The 15,945-nt window shown below is 62.2% G+C and carries 16 protein-coding genes; 9 read left to right on the top strand and 7 right to left on the bottom strand.

From position 1 onward, the window contains the following. Positions 1-352 precede the first annotated feature (352 nt). The 6 genes from hppD to J5J06_08075 all read left to right on the top strand — a co-directional run bounded on the left by hppD (position 353) and on the right by J5J06_08075 (position 5,332). On the top strand, positions 353-1,474 hold the full coding sequence (gene hppD, locus J5J06_08050) for a 4-hydroxyphenylpyruvate dioxygenase (GenBank protein ID MCO6437025.1): 1,122 nt from the start codon (positions 353-355) through the stop codon (positions 1,472-1,474). A 17-nt stretch (positions 1,475-1,491) separates the two neighbouring features. Then, entirely contained in the window at positions 1,492-1,800 is a 309-nt protein-coding gene (locus tag J5J06_08055) for a nucleotidyltransferase domain-containing protein (protein ID MCO6437026.1), read from the top strand. Beyond that, positions 1,790-2,128, top strand: a complete 339-nt coding sequence (locus J5J06_08060) for a DUF86 domain-containing protein (GenBank protein MCO6437027.1) — start codon at positions 1,790-1,792, stop codon at positions 2,126-2,128. Before J5J06_08055 ends, J5J06_08060 begins: the two co-directional genes overlap by 11 nt. Before the next feature lie 102 nt (positions 2,129-2,230). Beyond that, entirely contained in the window at positions 2,231-3,445 is a 1,215-nt protein-coding gene (locus J5J06_08065) for a homogentisate 1,2-dioxygenase (protein ID MCO6437028.1), read from the top strand. Positions 3,446-3,643: 198 nt separating this feature from the next. After that, positions 3,644-4,390, top strand: a complete 747-nt coding sequence (locus tag J5J06_08070) for a hypothetical protein (protein ID MCO6437029.1) — start codon at positions 3,644-3,646, stop codon at positions 4,388-4,390. 366 nt (positions 4,391-4,756) lie between these two features. Then, positions 4,757-5,332: a Fic family protein gene (locus J5J06_08075; GenBank protein MCO6437030.1), complete on the top strand. Its 576-nt coding sequence runs from the start codon at positions 4,757-4,759 to the stop codon at positions 5,330-5,332. Positions 5,333-5,421: 89 nt separating this feature from the next. On the opposite strand, the gene J5J06_08080 is transcribed toward J5J06_08075, so the two are convergent. The 6 genes from J5J06_08080 to hutH form a co-directional block, all read right to left on the bottom strand. Next, on the bottom strand, positions 5,422-6,279 hold the full coding sequence (locus J5J06_08080) for a metal ABC transporter permease (protein ID MCO6437031.1): 858 nt from the start codon (positions 6,277-6,279) through the stop codon (positions 5,422-5,424). Continuing rightward, positions 6,276-7,055 carry an ABC transporter ATP-binding protein gene (locus J5J06_08085; protein ID MCO6437032.1) on the bottom strand — a complete coding sequence of 260 codons (780 nt, stop codon included), beginning with the start codon at positions 7,053-7,055 and terminating at the stop codon, positions 6,276-6,278. The genes J5J06_08080 and J5J06_08085 overlap by 4 nt, the downstream gene beginning before the upstream one ends. A 64-nt stretch (positions 7,056-7,119) precedes the next feature. Next, complete coding sequence (locus tag J5J06_08090; protein MCO6437033.1) at positions 7,120-7,440, bottom strand: CopG family transcriptional regulator; 321 nt, start codon at positions 7,438-7,440, stop codon at positions 7,120-7,122. Between the two features lie 110 nt (positions 7,441-7,550). Beyond that, positions 7,551-8,003, bottom strand: coding sequence for a hypothetical protein (locus J5J06_08095; GenBank protein MCO6437034.1), 453 nt, complete (start codon positions 8,001-8,003; stop codon positions 7,551-7,553). Positions 8,004-8,491: 488 nt separating this feature from the next. After that, on the bottom strand, positions 8,492-10,117 hold the full coding sequence (locus J5J06_08100; GenBank protein ID MCO6437035.1) for an endonuclease: 1,626 nt from the start codon (positions 10,115-10,117) through the stop codon (positions 8,492-8,494). Between the two features lie 62 nt (positions 10,118-10,179). Beyond that, entirely contained in the window at positions 10,180-11,742 is a 1,563-nt protein-coding gene (hutH, locus tag J5J06_08105; GenBank protein ID MCO6437036.1) for a histidine ammonia-lyase, read from the bottom strand. Positions 11,743-12,045: 303 nt separating this feature from the next. On the opposite strand from hutH, the gene J5J06_08110 reads away from it, so the two are divergent. Then, positions 12,046-12,891: a hypothetical protein gene (locus tag J5J06_08110; GenBank protein MCO6437037.1), complete on the top strand. Its 846-nt coding sequence runs from the start codon at positions 12,046-12,048 to the stop codon at positions 12,889-12,891. Positions 12,892-12,974: 83 nt separating this feature from the next. Next, positions 12,975-14,132, top strand: a complete 1,158-nt coding sequence (locus J5J06_08115) for a 4Fe-4S binding protein (GenBank protein MCO6437038.1) — start codon at positions 12,975-12,977, stop codon at positions 14,130-14,132. A 20-nt stretch (positions 14,133-14,152) separates the two neighbouring features. Here J5J06_08115 and J5J06_08120 read toward each other — a convergent pair whose 3' ends face one another. Then, positions 14,153-14,554: a small multidrug resistance protein gene (locus J5J06_08120; GenBank protein ID MCO6437039.1), complete on the bottom strand. Its 402-nt coding sequence runs from the start codon at positions 14,552-14,554 to the stop codon at positions 14,153-14,155. Between the two features lie 155 nt (positions 14,555-14,709). Here J5J06_08120 and J5J06_08125 point away from each other — a divergent pair, with 155 nt between their 5' ends. Beyond that, positions 14,710-15,618, top strand: coding sequence for a DMT family transporter (locus J5J06_08125; GenBank protein MCO6437040.1), 909 nt, complete (start codon positions 14,710-14,712; stop codon positions 15,616-15,618). The last annotated feature ends 327 nt before the right edge of the window (positions 15,619-15,945 follow it).

The following is a 15,945-nucleotide window of genomic DNA, read 5'->3' on the forward strand; positions in this document are numbered from 1 at the left end:
GGAAATGACCGCGTAAACGCGGCGGTCGTACATCGAGTTGTGGTTCGACGAGACCGACGCAGTCGATCGGCGCCGCGATCCGCCGAACCCGCTTGCGGAAGTGAAGGGTCGCTTGCGGGTTTGGATCAGAGCTGGGCCCGTAGACCGAGCTGAAATCTAGCGATCGCCGACGGGCGTGGCAAGTAGAAAGTTCGGAATCCGTGCGCCGTGCTGGTCGGTATCGCGGGGTCGCGGGACCGGCGCGGCGGTTGGTCCGACTCCGCCGCAGGTTTATACTCCTGCATACGGGATTCATGTTTTTCAAAGCCGCCCGAACGGAGCGCTCGACCACCGGAGCCGAAGGGTGCGGCAGATGCGGGGACGGTGGGAACCGGGAGAGAACGTCTTGACTGATTTCCTTCCCATCAAGGGTTACGACCACATCGAGTTTTACGTCGGGAATGCCAAGCAAGCCGCCCATTTCTATGACAAGACGTTCGGTTTCCGGCCCATTGCCAAGCGGGGGCTGGAGACGGGCAGCCGGGACAAGGCGAGCTACGTCATGGAGCAGGGCAAGATCCGCTTCGTGTTCTCCAGCTCGTACGGACCGGACCACGAGATCAGCCGGCACTGCGCCTTGCATGGCGATGGGGTGAAGGCGATTGCCCTGGAGGTCGGCGACGTGGAGGCCGCGCTGCGCGAGACGAAGGCCCGGGGAGCGACGGTGCTCACGCCGGCCAAGGCTTTGGAGGACGAGCACGGCACGTATGTATACGGGGAGATCAAGTATGCGGGAGATACGATCTTCCGGTTCGTGAACCGCGGGAACTACCGCGGGGCGTTCGCGCCGGGGTTCCGGGCGATCGAGGCTTTCGGATCGCCGGCGGTGGGGCTGGCGGCGGTGGATCACATCGTGACCAACGTCCATCTCGGGGAGATGAATTACTGGGCGCGGTGGTACGAGGAAGTGCTCGGTTTCCGCAACCTGCTGGCGTTCACCGACAAGGACATCAGCACGGAGTACAGTGCGCTGATGAGCAAGGTGATGGAAAACGGCTCGGGCAAGTGCAAGTTCCCCATCAATGAGCCGGCCGAGGGGAAGAAGAAGAGCCAGATCGAGGAGTTCCTCGACTACTACTATGGGCCCGGCGTGCAGCACGTGGCCATGAACACGGGCGACATCTACGAGACGGTGAACGAATTGCGCCGCCGGGACATCGATTTCCTCCGCGTGCCGGATACCTACTACGACTACATGCAGGAGCGCGTCGGGGACGTCGGCGAGGACTGGAAGAAGCTCCGCGAGCTGGGCATCCTGATCGACAAGGACGAGGACGGCTACCTGCTGCAGATCTTCACGGCACCGGTGCAGGACCGGCCGACGCTGTTCTTCGAGGTGATCGAGCGGCACGGTAGCCGGGGGTTCGGCATCGGCAACTTCAAGGCCCTGTTCATCAGCATTGAGCGGGAGCAGGAGTTGCGGGGGAATCTGTAGTCGGCGAAGGGGCGCAAATGATCGAGCTGATAGAAAAGCATCGTGCGCGTCTTGACGAGCTGTGCCGCGCGTTCGACGTACACCGGCTATACTTGATCGGCTCCGCGCTCCGAGGGGATTTCGACCCACAGCGGAGCGACCTCGATTTCGTCGTTGAGTTTAACCATTTCACCGTGCATGAGGCCGCGGATCGATTTTTCGGTTTGTTGGTTGATCTGGAGGAGCTCTTCGGGCGAAAGATTGACCTCATTTCCTATCGCGCGATCCGCAATCCCGTCTTCAAGCGGATCGTCGATGAGCGTCGGATGATGTTGTATGCCGCCTGAAACGACTAAGTTGCTGTTGGATATGGCGGCGGCTGCCGACCGGATCACCCGATTCACCGCGGGCAAGGCGTTTGAGGACTTCGCGGGAGATGAACTATTGCGCTCAGCCGTCGAGCGCCAATGCGGCATTATCGGCGAGGCCATGGTTCGACTGATTCAATGCGACTCGACGGCAGCGGAGAGCCTTACCGACTACCGCAAGATTGCAGGATTTCGACACGTGCTCGTACATGGATACGACGCGATCGATGATGAGGTGACCTGGAGCATTGTAACGGAGAAGCTTCCCGTCCTGCGCTCGGAATTGGAGAAGCTGCTTGCCGGATAAGGTCGCGGTGACGCCTGAGGGTTGGCTGCCGCGGCTGCCAGACAAATTGACATCTGAAGTCTCAAGGCCTTCATCAGCATCGCGCGGGAGCAGGAGCTTATCATGATCCACTACCACCGACTCGGCAGCGTTCCCCCCAAGCATCACGTCACGCACTACGAGGACGGCAAGCTCCTTATGGAACAGTGTATGACCCGCGTGGGGTTCGACAGCACCTACAGCATTCTCTACTACCGCACGCCGCCGACGGACGAGTTCAGCGTGCGATCGATGGAGGTGGCGGGGTTCTGTCCCATCGAACCGGTGGCCGAGCAGCCGCTGCACCGGCGGCACATCCGCACGCAGGACCTGAAGACCGACGGCGACTTCCTGACGGCTCGCCGAACGGTGCTGATGAACGACGACGTGCGCGTGGGCATCTGCAAAACAAGCAGGCCGGCGGAGCACTGGTTCAACAACGGCGAGGGCGACGAATGCTGGTTCGCGTATGACAAGGGCGGGACGCTTGAGAGCGTGTACGGCCTGCTGCCGTTTCGCAAACACGACTACGTGATCATCCCCAAGGGGACGCCGTATCGGCTGCACGTGGAGGGTGATCGGGGGACGTTCCTCGTTTTTGAGTCACCAAGTTACATCGATCTGCCCAAACAGTATCGCAACGAGAGCGGGCAGGTGACCATGGACGCGCCGTACTCTCACCGCGACTTCCGCGTTCCGACGGAGATGCTCACGTTCGACCCGGCGAAACACGGCAAGGGGCCGTATCCGCTGGTGGTCAAGCACGGCAACCGGCTGACGGTGCACGAGTATCGCCACTTTCCGTGGGACATCGCCGGGTGGGACGGGCTCTCTTATCCCGTGGCGTTCAACATTCACGACTACCAGCCGCGCACGGCCAGCGTCCACCTGCCGCCGACCACGCACATCACCTTCGCCGGCCGGGGGTTCATCATTTGCAGCTTCGTGCCCCGCAAGGTGGACTACTACGACCGCAACGGGGTCAAGGCCATTCCCTGCCCGTACGGCCACGCCAGCGTGGACTGCGACGAGATTCTCTATTACGTGGAGGGCAATTTCACCTCGCGGAAGGGGATCGAATCGCAGTCGATCAGCCTGCACCCTATGGGCGTGCCGCACGGCCCGCACCCGGGCACCTATGAGAAGAGCATCGGCCACGACCGCACGCTGGAGCTCGCGGTCATGTGCGATACGTTCAAACCGCTCCGCCTGACGTCCGTGGCCGACGCCGTCGAGGACAAGGATTACCACTACACGTGGGTGAAGCGGGAGAACGAGGCGATGGAGACGAGTAAGTAGGGGGTGGGTGGCATGGCCGCGCTTCGTGTCCACGAATGATAAGGGACGCGTTGCCGGCCGAACATGCCCAAGAAGGGTGGGCAAGGCATCCGGCGGTCCGCGTGGCTTTGTTCGGCTACCGACCCGCAAGTGCAGCGCTTGGCATGCACTGCAGGGCATGATAAGATTAGATTGGGCTTGGACTAGCGGAGCATCGATATGGCGGGCCAGCACTTCGAGTTCACAAGAGAGGGTGCCAACGAGCTAATCGAGAAGGTTGGCATCACCGTCGCGCCGACGATAGAGTTGAGCCTTGAGCGACCACATTTCCTGGAGTTTTTCAACTGCGTTTCAAAGGAGTATCCGAACCTTTTCGAGTCGATGCGATTGAATCCTTCTGAGTTTTCAATCTTCAAGACGTTTGAATTCCCAGGCAAGGGTTCCGCCGAGGCGCCGACCTTTGTGCTCGGTTCACGCGGGCCTTTGCTAATACTCCCCCGCCGACTTTCAGCGATTGACGCTGAGACTTCGTTGCAGGCGACCGATAATGACGTTATGAAAATCCTTAAGAGTTTTCGGACGTGCTTTCGGCAACTCAGGATTTATCGGGTCGGAAAGATTCGCGAATATATATTTGATTGTGGTGAAACCGATTCGAATGACATGGTGCGACGTGCGTTCCTGGGAATCGATTCACCGACCAGCGAAATCCTCCTGCGAATAAACGTCGGAGATGCAGTGAACAATAAGATCTTTACGGTCCAGCCGGTTCGACGACATACCGCTGATGCGACTGGAAGGATCGAACCGACCGGCTTTGGGATCAAAGTCTCGGTGGATTTCAATAATGCTGATGTGTCTAGGGAGTTGAACGATGATGAAATAGTTGCGTTACTGCATCGTAGTAACGACTTTCACGATAGTGCTGCAATCGATTTTCTCAATAGCCGGAGGCTAGGTCAATGATATTCTTACCTCCCATTCAAACAAGCTGCGCTGTGCCCGCGACAATTGACACGCGGGTCGTCGAGTCGCGTTGGCCGAGTTCGACAACTTCAGTCCAAGTTGTGATTCCTGGCGCGTGGAACAAGCGATCTGCTGTCTCTCTATATTCGGCGGCGGTCGCAGGAGTCATAACGATGTTGGAATCATCATTGGATCGACGGATGGCGGTTGAACGCGCACTAAACTCCCAGGCGGATATCCGCAAACAGAGCATTGATGCTTGGGCAGACGAGCTTGCACGCAATGTGGGACCTGCAGGGGATTGAAGTACACCCGCCAGATTGCCCCCCATGGGGGTATGACGCCCATCCAGAACGGGGCACCCGCTTGCATTCCGCGGTAGCTGCTATTTGCGCGGATATCCGAAATGACGCCGCTGTTCTTCTGGCGGCGCTTGCGGATACACGGCCGATTCATAAGCGACTATTCACGAAATTAACTCCGCCCGGATACGATTATTATGCTGGCAACTACCGAGGCGACCACTATAGGTGTTTGCGAAACTACCGGAATTGCATTCCGGGGGATGAGCGAGTCAGCGTGCATCCCTGGGAAGTCGGTGCGGCAATGCGAGGGCTGCACGAACAAATCGGGCAGTTGACGGCAGTGATCGACAGCGCCGTTGACGTCTCAGCGGCACAGAGGTTGAACATGGCTGTCATTGCAGGCACGGCGGTCCTCGTCGACTTCCTTACGATCCATCCGTATATGGATGGAAACGGTCACGTGGCACGTATACTACTTTGGAGTGTGTTGGGCAGATACGGATACTGGCCTGACCCCAAGAGGTGGCGAATTGAACCCCGTACGAGGCACCCGGATTATGTCGACGGGCTGTTCAGGTACCGTCGGGGACAACGAGAGATTCTCGAGAACTTCGTATTGTGGACATTGGGTGCGTAGGCCCCACGGCCGTGGCGATTTGAGAATCGGCTCCGTTGAGGCAACGGGCACGCCAGTGCTGATGAGCATCGCAGCGGGGGTTACTCACCTCACCTCATCCCCACGCATTTCCTCTGCGGCAGTTGGGCCAGGGTCAGGACGAGGAGGTAGAGTCCGCCGGCGATGACGATCGTGGTCGCGCCGGGGGGGAGTTCCGGGCCGTAGCTCGCGGCCAGTCCGCCGGTGGTGACCACCGCGCTGATGAGCGTCGAGAGCAGCATCACCTGCCAGAGCCGGCCGACAAAGTGCCCGGCGATGGCCACGGGCAGCGTCAGCAGGGCGATGACCAGCACCAATCCCACCACGGTTACGAGCACGACGACGGTCAATGCCGTCAGGCAGAGCAGCAGCAGGTAGTAGAACTCCACGCACACGCCGCGGAGTCGGGCGAATTCCTCGTCGAAGCAGACGGCGAGCAGCTTGTTGTAGAAGAGCAGGCCGGTGCCGACGACGAGCACGTCGAGGCCGGCGATGAGGGCGAGGTCCTCGCGGGAGACGAGCAGGATGTTGCCGAAGAGGTAGCTCATCAGGTCCTGGTAGTAGCCGGGCGTCTTGGCGATGAAGAGGACGCCGACGGCCATGCCGATCGCCCATAGGGCGCTGATGACGGTGTCCTCCCGCTGGCGGGATTTCAGGCTCACCCAGCCGATGATCACCGCGGCGAGCAGTGCCGCGACGATGGCACCGTGCAGGGGGGTGAGGAAGGTCCAGCCGTGGACCTCGGCGAGGTAGCGGGCGACGCCCATGCCGCCGAGGGTGCAGTGGGCCACGCCGCCGGCGATGTAGGTGATCCGCCGGGCGACGACGTAGCTGCCGACGACGCCGCAGGCGATGCTGGCCACGATTCCGGCCAGCAGGGCGTATTGCAGGAAGGCGTTTTCGGCGACAGCTCGGAGGAATTCGCTCACGGCTTGGCTCCGGCGGCGTTGTTCACGTGGTGGAGGAAGCGGACCGGCCGGCCGTACATGTCCGCGACGCGCTGCTCGGTAAGCTCGCTCGTCGAATGCGTGTGCACGTGGTGATCGACGCAGACGACGGTGCGGAAGTGGGCGGAGACGAAGCCGATGTCGTGCGAGACGATGACGACGGTGAGGCGCTCGTTGAGGCCGCGAAGGAGCGTGTAGAGACTTTCCTGCACGGCGGGGTCGAGGTTGGCGGTGGGCTCGTCGAGGAGGAGGATTTCCGGCTCGCAGGCCAGTGCCCGGGCGATGAGCACGCGTTGCCGCTGTCCGCCGGACAGGGCGGAGAAGGGGCGCGCCGCGACGGAGTCGAGCCCGACTTCGCATAGCGCATTGCGGGCGAATTCGCGGTCCGCGCGGCGGTATCGGCCGAGGATGGAATCCCGGCCGAGGCGACCCATGAGCACGACGTCCATCACGCTGACGGGGAATTGCGGGTCGAGCTGCACGCGCTGGGGCATGTAGCCGATGCGGCGGCAGGCGTCGGAGGGATCGCGGCCGAGGACTTCGATGTCGCCCTTCTGCGGTTCGAGCAGGCCGAGGATGAGTTTGAGCAGGGTGGTCTTGCCGCCGCCGTTGGGTCCGATGATGCAGGCGTAGTCGCGGCGGGCGATGGTGAGGCTCACGTCGCGGAGGACGGGGGCGGCGTCGTAGGCGAAGGTGACGCCGGCAAGGCGGATCGCCGGCTGGTCGGTGTTGTCGAGGTTGCGTTGGCCGTTGCGCATGGGGCGTTCCATTCCCGGTGCATTGGTAGCCGATTCGGTCGTTCGGACTGTTTCCGTTTTCGAGCTAGCTCGAATCCCCGCGGCGACTCCGGCGGCGAGCGCGTCGCGGGCGATGTTCATTCGCCGCCGGATCGTGGGCGCAGACGAGGTGCCATTCGTGGCAGTCGTCGCACTCTTCCACCTTGTGGTCGGCCGAGAACTCCGCCCAGTGGTTGCGCTGCTGGGGGTTCAGGATGCCCGAGCCCTGGCAGAGCGGGCACATGTTGTCGAGGGCGGCGAGCACGGCCGAGCGGATGAAGGACGACCGGTTGGGCACGGCGCGTAGGGCGTCTATGAGCGAGGCGTCGGCCTTGAAGGTGACGATGGAGTGCTTGGGCGATGACATGTGGGCGTCTCCGCAGAATCCGATCCCGGTAATATAAAGTATTACCCGAGACCGGGAGAAAGGCAAGGCGCGACGCGGCGCATCGTGGGCGCCGTGGCGGACGGGTTGCGTTACCGAAGCTGCTCCAGGATCGATGTCCAGCGGGAGGGCAGGTCGGACCAGTCGTAGGGTTCGCCGCATTCGGGACAGCGGCCTTGGGGGTAGCTGCCGTGGAGGTCGTAGAGGCAGTTGGCGCAGCGGCGGTATTGGATTTCCTTGAGTTCGGTGGCCAATCGGGCCCAGCGGCGAGGTTGAAGAAGATACTTATCACCGAATACGAAGGCACCACAGAGAAGGCCTGGAATGCCATAGTAGGACGTTCGGAAGTACAACATGCAGATCATGAGTGCCACCGCGGTAATAGCGCAGGTGATCCGCACGGGCCACGGAGCCATCATCTTATATCGCAATGTCCAAGTCACGCCCTGTTTGGTCAGGTTGCGATTGAAGTAATAGGCGCAGCCGAACGCCACGGCAGCGATCGCCGCGAGAAAGATCCACGGAATCAGCGAGACGGCAGGCATAATCCCAGGACAAATCTCCATCGCTCACGCAAGCGCTGCCAATCATATTCGTGGCCACACTCAGGGCACTTTCCGTGAGGAGGGCTCCCGCGCAAATCATAAAGGCATTCGTCGCATCGACGGAAGTGACAGGCTTCGAGTTCCGCGAGAAGGTTGGGGCCTCGTCGCGGGCCAAAGTACGTTCCCTCAGCCACGAAGCCCGCCGTTCCAAGCAACATCAGTGGCCAGGAAAGCCACACGTCCGCCTCGGCGAGCTTCAACGCGAAACCCGGAATTACAAGAGAGCCGAGTGCAATCACAAGAAGGGGTGGTCGCAGGCGTGCCTGAAGTGCCGGCGAAAGATGGAGAATGCGTTGTCTCTCCCGGAACTGCCGATAGCCCGAATAGAGCGTTACCGCCAAGGCGAGCGCTACAGACAGGCAAGCTGCCCATCGGGCGATCTTCTGGACGAATTGCGAGAGAAGCACGTCCAGTTGGTATTCCTCACTCTAGACTCGAAAACCAAGGTGCGATCGATCTAACAACACAATCGTCCCCGCGCACAGCACGAGCAGTGCCAGCGCGGCGAGCCCCCACGTCGATGCCGCGGGGACGCCATCGGCCAGGATTTCGCCAGTCAGCGTGAGTGTCAGGCTGGTACCCGGCGCTGCGCCGGGGATGTTCTCGTCCGAGACGGCGATGACGAACGTGGTCGAATAGGCTCCCGGCGCCGCGTCGCCGTCGAGCGTGGCGGTGAAGAACTGCGCGCCGCCCGCGGGGATGTTCGCCACCGGGGCGAGGTTGGTGGAGAGCTCGGCCGTGTCGCCGGAAGGCGAAATTGAGTCCACATCCAGGGCCGCGGTGAATCCCGCCGTGACTTCGAGATTGTGGATGCCGAAGTTCAACTGGTGCAGTCCACTGCCGGCCGGGACGCCGCCGAAGTCGAGCGTAAGCGTGTTGTCGTCAGTACCGGCGTCGAAAGACGCTTCGGCGTGGTCGAGCACGTCGGCCGTGACCTCGATCACGTCGTCCATGTCCAGGTCACCCTTGCCGGTTCCGGCGGAGGTGAGGTCGGTGTTGTCGATGGTGATGGTTCCGTCGGCCGGTCCGACCACGGCGGTGGAAACCAGGTTGACGGTGATGGTGCGGTTCTGCGTTCCGGAGACGACGGTTTCGCCTGTGCCCTCGGCATCAGTGGTGACGTTTCCGCTGACGATCACGTCGTACGTGGTGGGCGTTGTGCCGGCTTTGTGCAGGGTCACGTTGACGGGTGAGGGAGTGGCATCAATGAGAAGTCGATACTCCACCGTCTCCATCGATTGCCCGTCGCCGGGCATGGTTGATCCGACGTACAAGGTCGAGTCGTTGGGAGTCGTTCCCCAGATGGCCCACACGAATTCGGGATGGTCGATGAAGGGATTGCGGTTGCCCTGGAAATAGAGGGGGTTGTCGGCGCTGGACCAGATCAGGTGATTACGCCGCCGCTCGATGTCGTTGACCGGATCGGAGTAGTGCCATTCGAGGAGCTTCGCCAGATCGCCCATCTGGTTCGCACCGGGAAAACCGTTGACGAGCTCCAGATCGGTCGTGTTCGCGTCTGATCCGTCGTAACGAACGGTCATGTAGAACATGGCGCGAGCGCAGTCGCCCCGGTCGTTCGTGGGCGGTGAGGCCAGGGCGGCCGGGTCCCAGTATCCGGAGCCGATGCCATAGGGCTTGTTCCCGCGCGAGCTGTTGATGCTCGGATTGCAGGAATGGAGATTGAAGCAGTCGCTGGTATCAGCACCGGAGTCTCCGACGCCCAGGCTCCGAGGCCACTGGTGCTCGCGGTCCCACGTGGCGCCGGAGTCCCATGTGCCGGAGACGGAGGCGCCGTTGTAGATCAGGATGATGTTGGAAAGATTGTCCGGGTCCTGGTCCAAGAGGGCGAGGGATTGTCGGGCGGAGTCGTAGGAGCGGACAATGTGGTTGTCGATGATGTCGTGCAACTGCTGCTTGAGCACGGTTCCCGTGCCGGTGGCCGTGTCGTAATAGCCCGGCGGCGGGTCATACTGCGCGAATGCGGACGCGTGCAGGAGTGCAAAAACGAGACCGATCAGGATGTACCCGATCCCTGAGCGACGAAGTCCAGCCATTGTCTTCTCTCTCCCCCAAGAAAAAGGATGTTTCCCCAGCCTCGCCGATGCGGGGCGGCGCGTCAATGGTGCTGGAGACCCTCCGTGTCGACATCCCGTGCCAGCATGAGCGGACCGACGGCGTCCTCCACGGCCTGAAGGATCGAACCATCGGCCACCAGCTCGCCGATGGCCGCGATGTCCGGGTGCAGGGGGCGGTCGTCGACCAGCCTGGGGACCTTGGCCCGGATGACGTCGTACGCGGCGGCCGTTCCCTTGCCGGGGCGGCGTCCCTCGTGGAACTCGAAGGCCTGCGCCGCCGACATCATCTCGATGGCCAGGACGGTGCGGACGTTCTTGAGGATCTCCGTGCACTTGCGGACCGCGATCGGTCCCATGCTGACGTGGTCTTCCTGGTCGGCCGAGACGCTGATGGAGTCCACCGACGCGGGGTGGGACAGCACCTTGTTCTCCGAGACCAGCGCCGCCGCAGTGTACTGAGCGACCATCAAGCCTGAATTAAGACCTTTGCCCTCGACGAGAAAATCCGGGAGGCCCGAGAGCACGGGGTTCATCAGGCGGTTGGTGTGCCGCTCGGAGAGATTGGCCACTTCGGACATCGCGATGCAGAGGAAATCGATGACCATGCCCACGCCCTGGCCGTGAAAATTGCCGGCGGCGAAGTACTCGCCCTCTTCCCCGAAGAAGAGCGGGTTGTCAGCGGCCGAGTTCATCTCGATGTCGATGATGCGGCGGACGTGTTCGAGCGTGTCCAGCGAGGGCCCGAGGATCTGCGGCGTGCAGCGCATGCTGTAGCCGTCCTGCACTTTTCCGGTTTTGTTTGCCAGAATCGCGCTTCCGGCGAGCATCCGCAGGAGATTCGCCGCGACGGCATTCTGGCCGGGATAGGGGCGTACGCGATGGACGAGGGGGTGGTAGGCCCGCTCGACGGCGCGAAGTGCGTCCAGCGCCATGGCACCGGCAATCATGGCGTTCTTGAGCACGCGCTCGGCGTCGTAGACGAGCAGGGCCGCCCCGGCCGTCATCATCTGTGACCCGTTGATGAGCCCCAGGCCTTCCTTGGGCGTCAGGTCGGTGGGCTCGACACCCGCGCGGCGCATGGCCTGTCCGCCGGGCATGAGCTCGCCTTTGTAGTACGCGCGACCTTCGCCGATGGCCACTTCCGCGAATTGCGACAGCGGGGACAGGTCGCCGCTGGTTCCGAGCGACCCCTTTTCCTGCACGTACGGCACAACACCCTTGTTGATCATGTTCACGATGGTGTCGATGAGTTTCAGGCGCACGCCGGAAAAGCCCTTGGCCAGCGTATTCGCGCGGCAGGTCATGGCCGCCCGGACGACGTCCTCAGGCTGGGGATTTCCGGTTCCGGCGGAGTGGCTGTAGATGATGCGGCGCTGGAGCTCGGCGCTCTGCTCCGGCGAGATGCGGATGCGGGCGAATTCGCCGATGCCGGTGGTTACGCCATAGATGGCGACGTTTTCCTTGATGAAGCGCTCGATGACCTCGCGGGAGCGCTGCATCCGCTCGCGCGATTCGGGAGCGACGGAGACGGTGGCCCCATGGCGTGCCACGGCGCAGAGCGATTCAATCGTCAGGGATTTGCCGTCCAGTACGACTTCCATCACAGCTTCCTTTCCATTGAGCACGAGTTGGGTGTGGATGATACAGCGACCGGTGCCAAATCCCAATGTGGCGAAGGCAAAGGGGAAGGTCCGCGTTCCGCGGTCCGATTCGCGGGATGGCCCGTGGGACGGCGGGCGGCGTTCGCTCGGTCCATTTTTTGCGTCGTGGATGGCATGCGAATTGCCCATTGGCCACGCAGGGGGAGGTGCGCGCTGATGCGCGCCCTCATTGCCCCGCAAGCAGTGTCTGTTGAATTCGTATTCCGGTTCTGGGCGTCAGTGCCCAGCCCTGTCGGAGGAAAGAGAATGCCACGAGTCATTTTGCCGGGAATCAGCGTTTTCATCGTTCTTGCAGGCACGGCATGGGCCGGACCGGGTGGTGGCGGCGAGGCTTTCGATCGCGGCAACGCGGCCCTGGCTCGAGCCGACTTTGATGCCGCCGTCGAGGCATTCCAGGCTGCGGTTCGCGCCGAACCGGAGAACCAGGAGTTCATGCAGACCTTCGCGCTCGTGCGGCAGATCCGAGACTTGCGAGAGTCCATCGGGGATGAGCCCGATCCCCTCCGCTGGAGACAGTCCGCCGCCGCGCTCCATGCTTTTTACGCAGAGCATGGATTGTACGGCGAGTCGCTGCCGGTCGACCGGAAGCGCTACGACCGGGTTCCATCAGTGGAATCGGCCGCTCTTCTGGCCGAGACGCTGCTGGCGCTCGATCGCGATGACGAGGTGATCCAACTGGCCGGCAAGATCGAGCCAAAGAATCGCACGCCGCACCTGAATGCACTGTTGGGTCTCGCGCGGTTTCGTTCGGGCAATAAGGCGGAGGCCGCGGCGAGTCTTGTGCCTCCGGAGCTGATCTCGGCCGATGCCGGGCCTTCCTGTTTTCTTGCCGTCGCCCGGCTGGCGGCATCTCTGGGAGATACCAAGACAACGCTCGCCGCACTCCAGCGGGCGCTCGAGCTGACTCATCCGGGAAGGATTGAAGCGGAGCGGAAGCGGGTGGATGGTACGGCCGAGTTCGCATCGATGGCGGGCACGCCCGAGTTCCGGGCGGTGCTGGCGACGTCGTCCAAGGTTCACGAATCCAGTTGCAGCGGGGGATCGTCCTGCGGGAGTTGCCCGAAGCGCGCCCAGTGCAGTGGCGGGAAGTAGTCGTTGGATTGGTCGGGGGGCCGTTGAAGCATCCGCTACGAATTTCGCGCTCGGGAGTGCATTCCCCGGGAACGCTGCGCCGCGTGACGCAGGCCGTATTCCTGCTGCTGACCGTGGCCGGTGTGTTCGTCGTTGCCGGGAACGCCGAGCGCTGGTGCCCTTTCGGCGGCGTGGAAGCGTTGTACACCTACGCGGTCGAGGGCAACATGACCTGCTCGCTGGGGGTGTCGAACTTCTACATTCTCGGCGCGGTCCTGGTCATGACGCTGCTGCTTCGCCGCGCCTTCTGCGGTTACGTCTGTCCCGTGGGCACAATTTTCACGTGGACGCGCGGCATCGCCCGCCGGAGCGGCGTTCGGGCCCACGAGGTTCCAGCGACGCTGGACCGGGCGCTGTCGGTGCTCAAGTATGTGGTCCTCGCGATCATCCTGTTTTTCACATGGCGTACGGCCGAGCTCGTTTTTCGAGGGTACGATCCCTGTTACGCGCTCATCGGCCGGCACGGAGATGACATCACGTTCTGGGCGTATGTCATCTCCGGCGTTCTCCTCGTCGCGTCGGTATTTCTTACGATTCCTTTCTGTCGCTGGTTGTGTCCGCTGGCTGCCGTGCTGAACCCGTTCTCGTGGTTCGGGCTGGCGCGTGTGAAGCGCATCGAATCTGACTGCGTGGAATGCGGGCGCTGCGCCCGGGTCTGCCCGATGGCGATTCCGGTGGATCGCCTCCGCGAAGTGAAAAACGCGCGTTGCATGGCTTGTTTGAAGTGCGTGGAATCCTGCCCGACCGGCCACGACGGGACCATCGTGTGGGGTCCCCCCGATCGCCTCGGGCGTCGCTGGCCCAGCGGGGTGGCGGTCGGCCTTATCCTGCTTTGCACATCCGCCGCCGTCGCCGCGGCGTACCTTGCTCCTCTCCCATCATTCCGAACGCACCGTGGCGCGGCGCCGTCGGTGGCCGATCACCTCGAGCTGCGCATGAACGGGCTCGATTGTCGCGGCCGGGCCAACCTGCTGAAGTACTTCCTGGAGCGCGACGACCTGTACGCAGTTGACGGCTACGTTCAACTGGAGGCGTGGCCGGGACCCGGGCTCGCCCGGGTTCGGATCTCTTTCGATCCGCAGCGTGCCGACGCCGCCCGCATCCGCCGGGCGATTACCGAGCCCTACTATGATGCGGGTTCGGGTATCTTCCGCTTTCCACCCTTTGAGATTGAAGACTACGACGCATTGGCGACACCGTAACGCAGCCGACGTTTCGGCATTTACGCGTCGGCCGCGCCCATTTGCGTGGTGATCAGGATAATTCCGGCGAATATCAAGGCGATGCCGACAAGCTGGGGCACGTTGAGCCGCTCCCGCAACAGGGGGTGGAACCGCGCCGCCAGAGCGATTAGCGCAAATCCTCCGCCGGTCATGATGGGATAAGCCAGGCTGATCTTGAGCATCCGGCTCTGGAGGGCGTACATGTAGAACGCGGCGTTGAGGCCGAAGCATAGCAGCCCGATCACGAGCCACGGACTGGTAAGGACTTGCCGGATCGCTCCGCCGAATCCATCACGAAGCAATCCACCCGACTGCTGTATCGGCTGTGTTCCAATCTTCATCAGCAGATTGGCGGCGGCGTTCAGAACGAGGGCGACGAACAGTGCGACAACGTGCTTCATGCGACGGACTCCTTCCCGGCGGACCAACCCAACATGGCTTGCGCGGCATTCATAGCGGAATCGCCCGCAACGGACAAATTCCCTGACAGTGCCCCCCGTTTCGGTCCGTTCGTGCAAGTTGATTTCGGCATCGGTATAGTGCGGACATGAGCGGGATGTCGGCAGACCTTGTCGGGCAACTATACGCATTGGGGGCGGCCTTGACCTGGTCGATCAGCTTGGTGCTGTTTCGCCTTTCCGGCGAACACGTCCCTCCGCTTGCGCTCAACCTCTACAAGAACGTAGTGGCCATGGTTCTGCTGGCACTCACGCTGATCATTACCGGTGACAGCGCTGACGTCATCCGCACGTTTCATTGGGAAGACCACGCCATCATGGTCATCAGCGGTTTTCTCGGCATCGCCCTGGCCGACACCGCCTTTCTCTATGCCTTGAACATGGTCGGCGTGGGGCTTGTCACGGTCATCGAGTGCCTTTATTCCCCGCTCGTCGTTCTTTTCGCCTTCTTGATGCTCTCGGAGTCCATGACTGGTCTGCAGATCGCCGGGGCGATTTTCGTTCTTTCCGGACTGTTCGTTTCGTCGCGCCACGAGCCGCCGCGGAATCGCACGCGCGGGGAGTTGCTCAGCGGCTTCCTGTTTGGAGCGGTCTCCATTGCCCTCATGGCCTACGGCATCGTCCTCGCCCGGCCGGTGCTGGTCGTCGTGGGATATCCGCTGATCTGGGCGGCGCTGCTTCGACTATCCGCTGGCACGGCCGCGCTGGCGCTGATCGTGCTCGCGTCGCCCAAGCGGAAGCGCTACTGGTCGGTGTTCAGACCGTCACGTGTCTGGTGGACCTCCGCACCGGCGGCATTCTTCGGAACCTACCTCGCAATGGTCTTCTGGATCGGGGGCTTCAAGCACACCCAGGCGGCGATTGCCGCCATTTTGAACCAGACCTCCGTGGCCTTTGCCCTGATTCTGGCCACGTTCATCCTGCATGAACCATTCACGCGGAGGAAGGCGGTGGCCGTTGCCTTCGCAACGGTCGGCGTAGGGCTGGTCGTGGGCGGCGCGAAATGACGGCGTTTTCGCGGCTCCCCGATGGATGCGCCGCGGTTGCGACAGGAATCGACAGGATTGAAGGAGTAATCTCCCCACGTCCAGTTGTTTTCCTGTCGTCGCAGCGTGCGTTGGTCAGATGATCTCGGTACGCTGTGATCCAGGGCCGGAATCGAAAATCTAGACAACCCGAGGAGAAGCCATGTTGACGCCCGATGTCGATCGCCGGATGTTCCTTGCCTTGAGCGCGGGCTCGACCGTCGGGCTCAGTTTGTGGGGCTTGCCTGACCATGCGCATGCCCAACCTGCGACTGAACATGCGTCAGGCGATGCCGTGGAGCTTCTCGA

The sequence above is a fragment of the Phycisphaerae bacterium genome (assembly GCA_024102815.1).
GTDB lineage: Bacteria > Planctomycetota > Phycisphaerae > UBA1845 > UBA1845 > JAGFJJ01.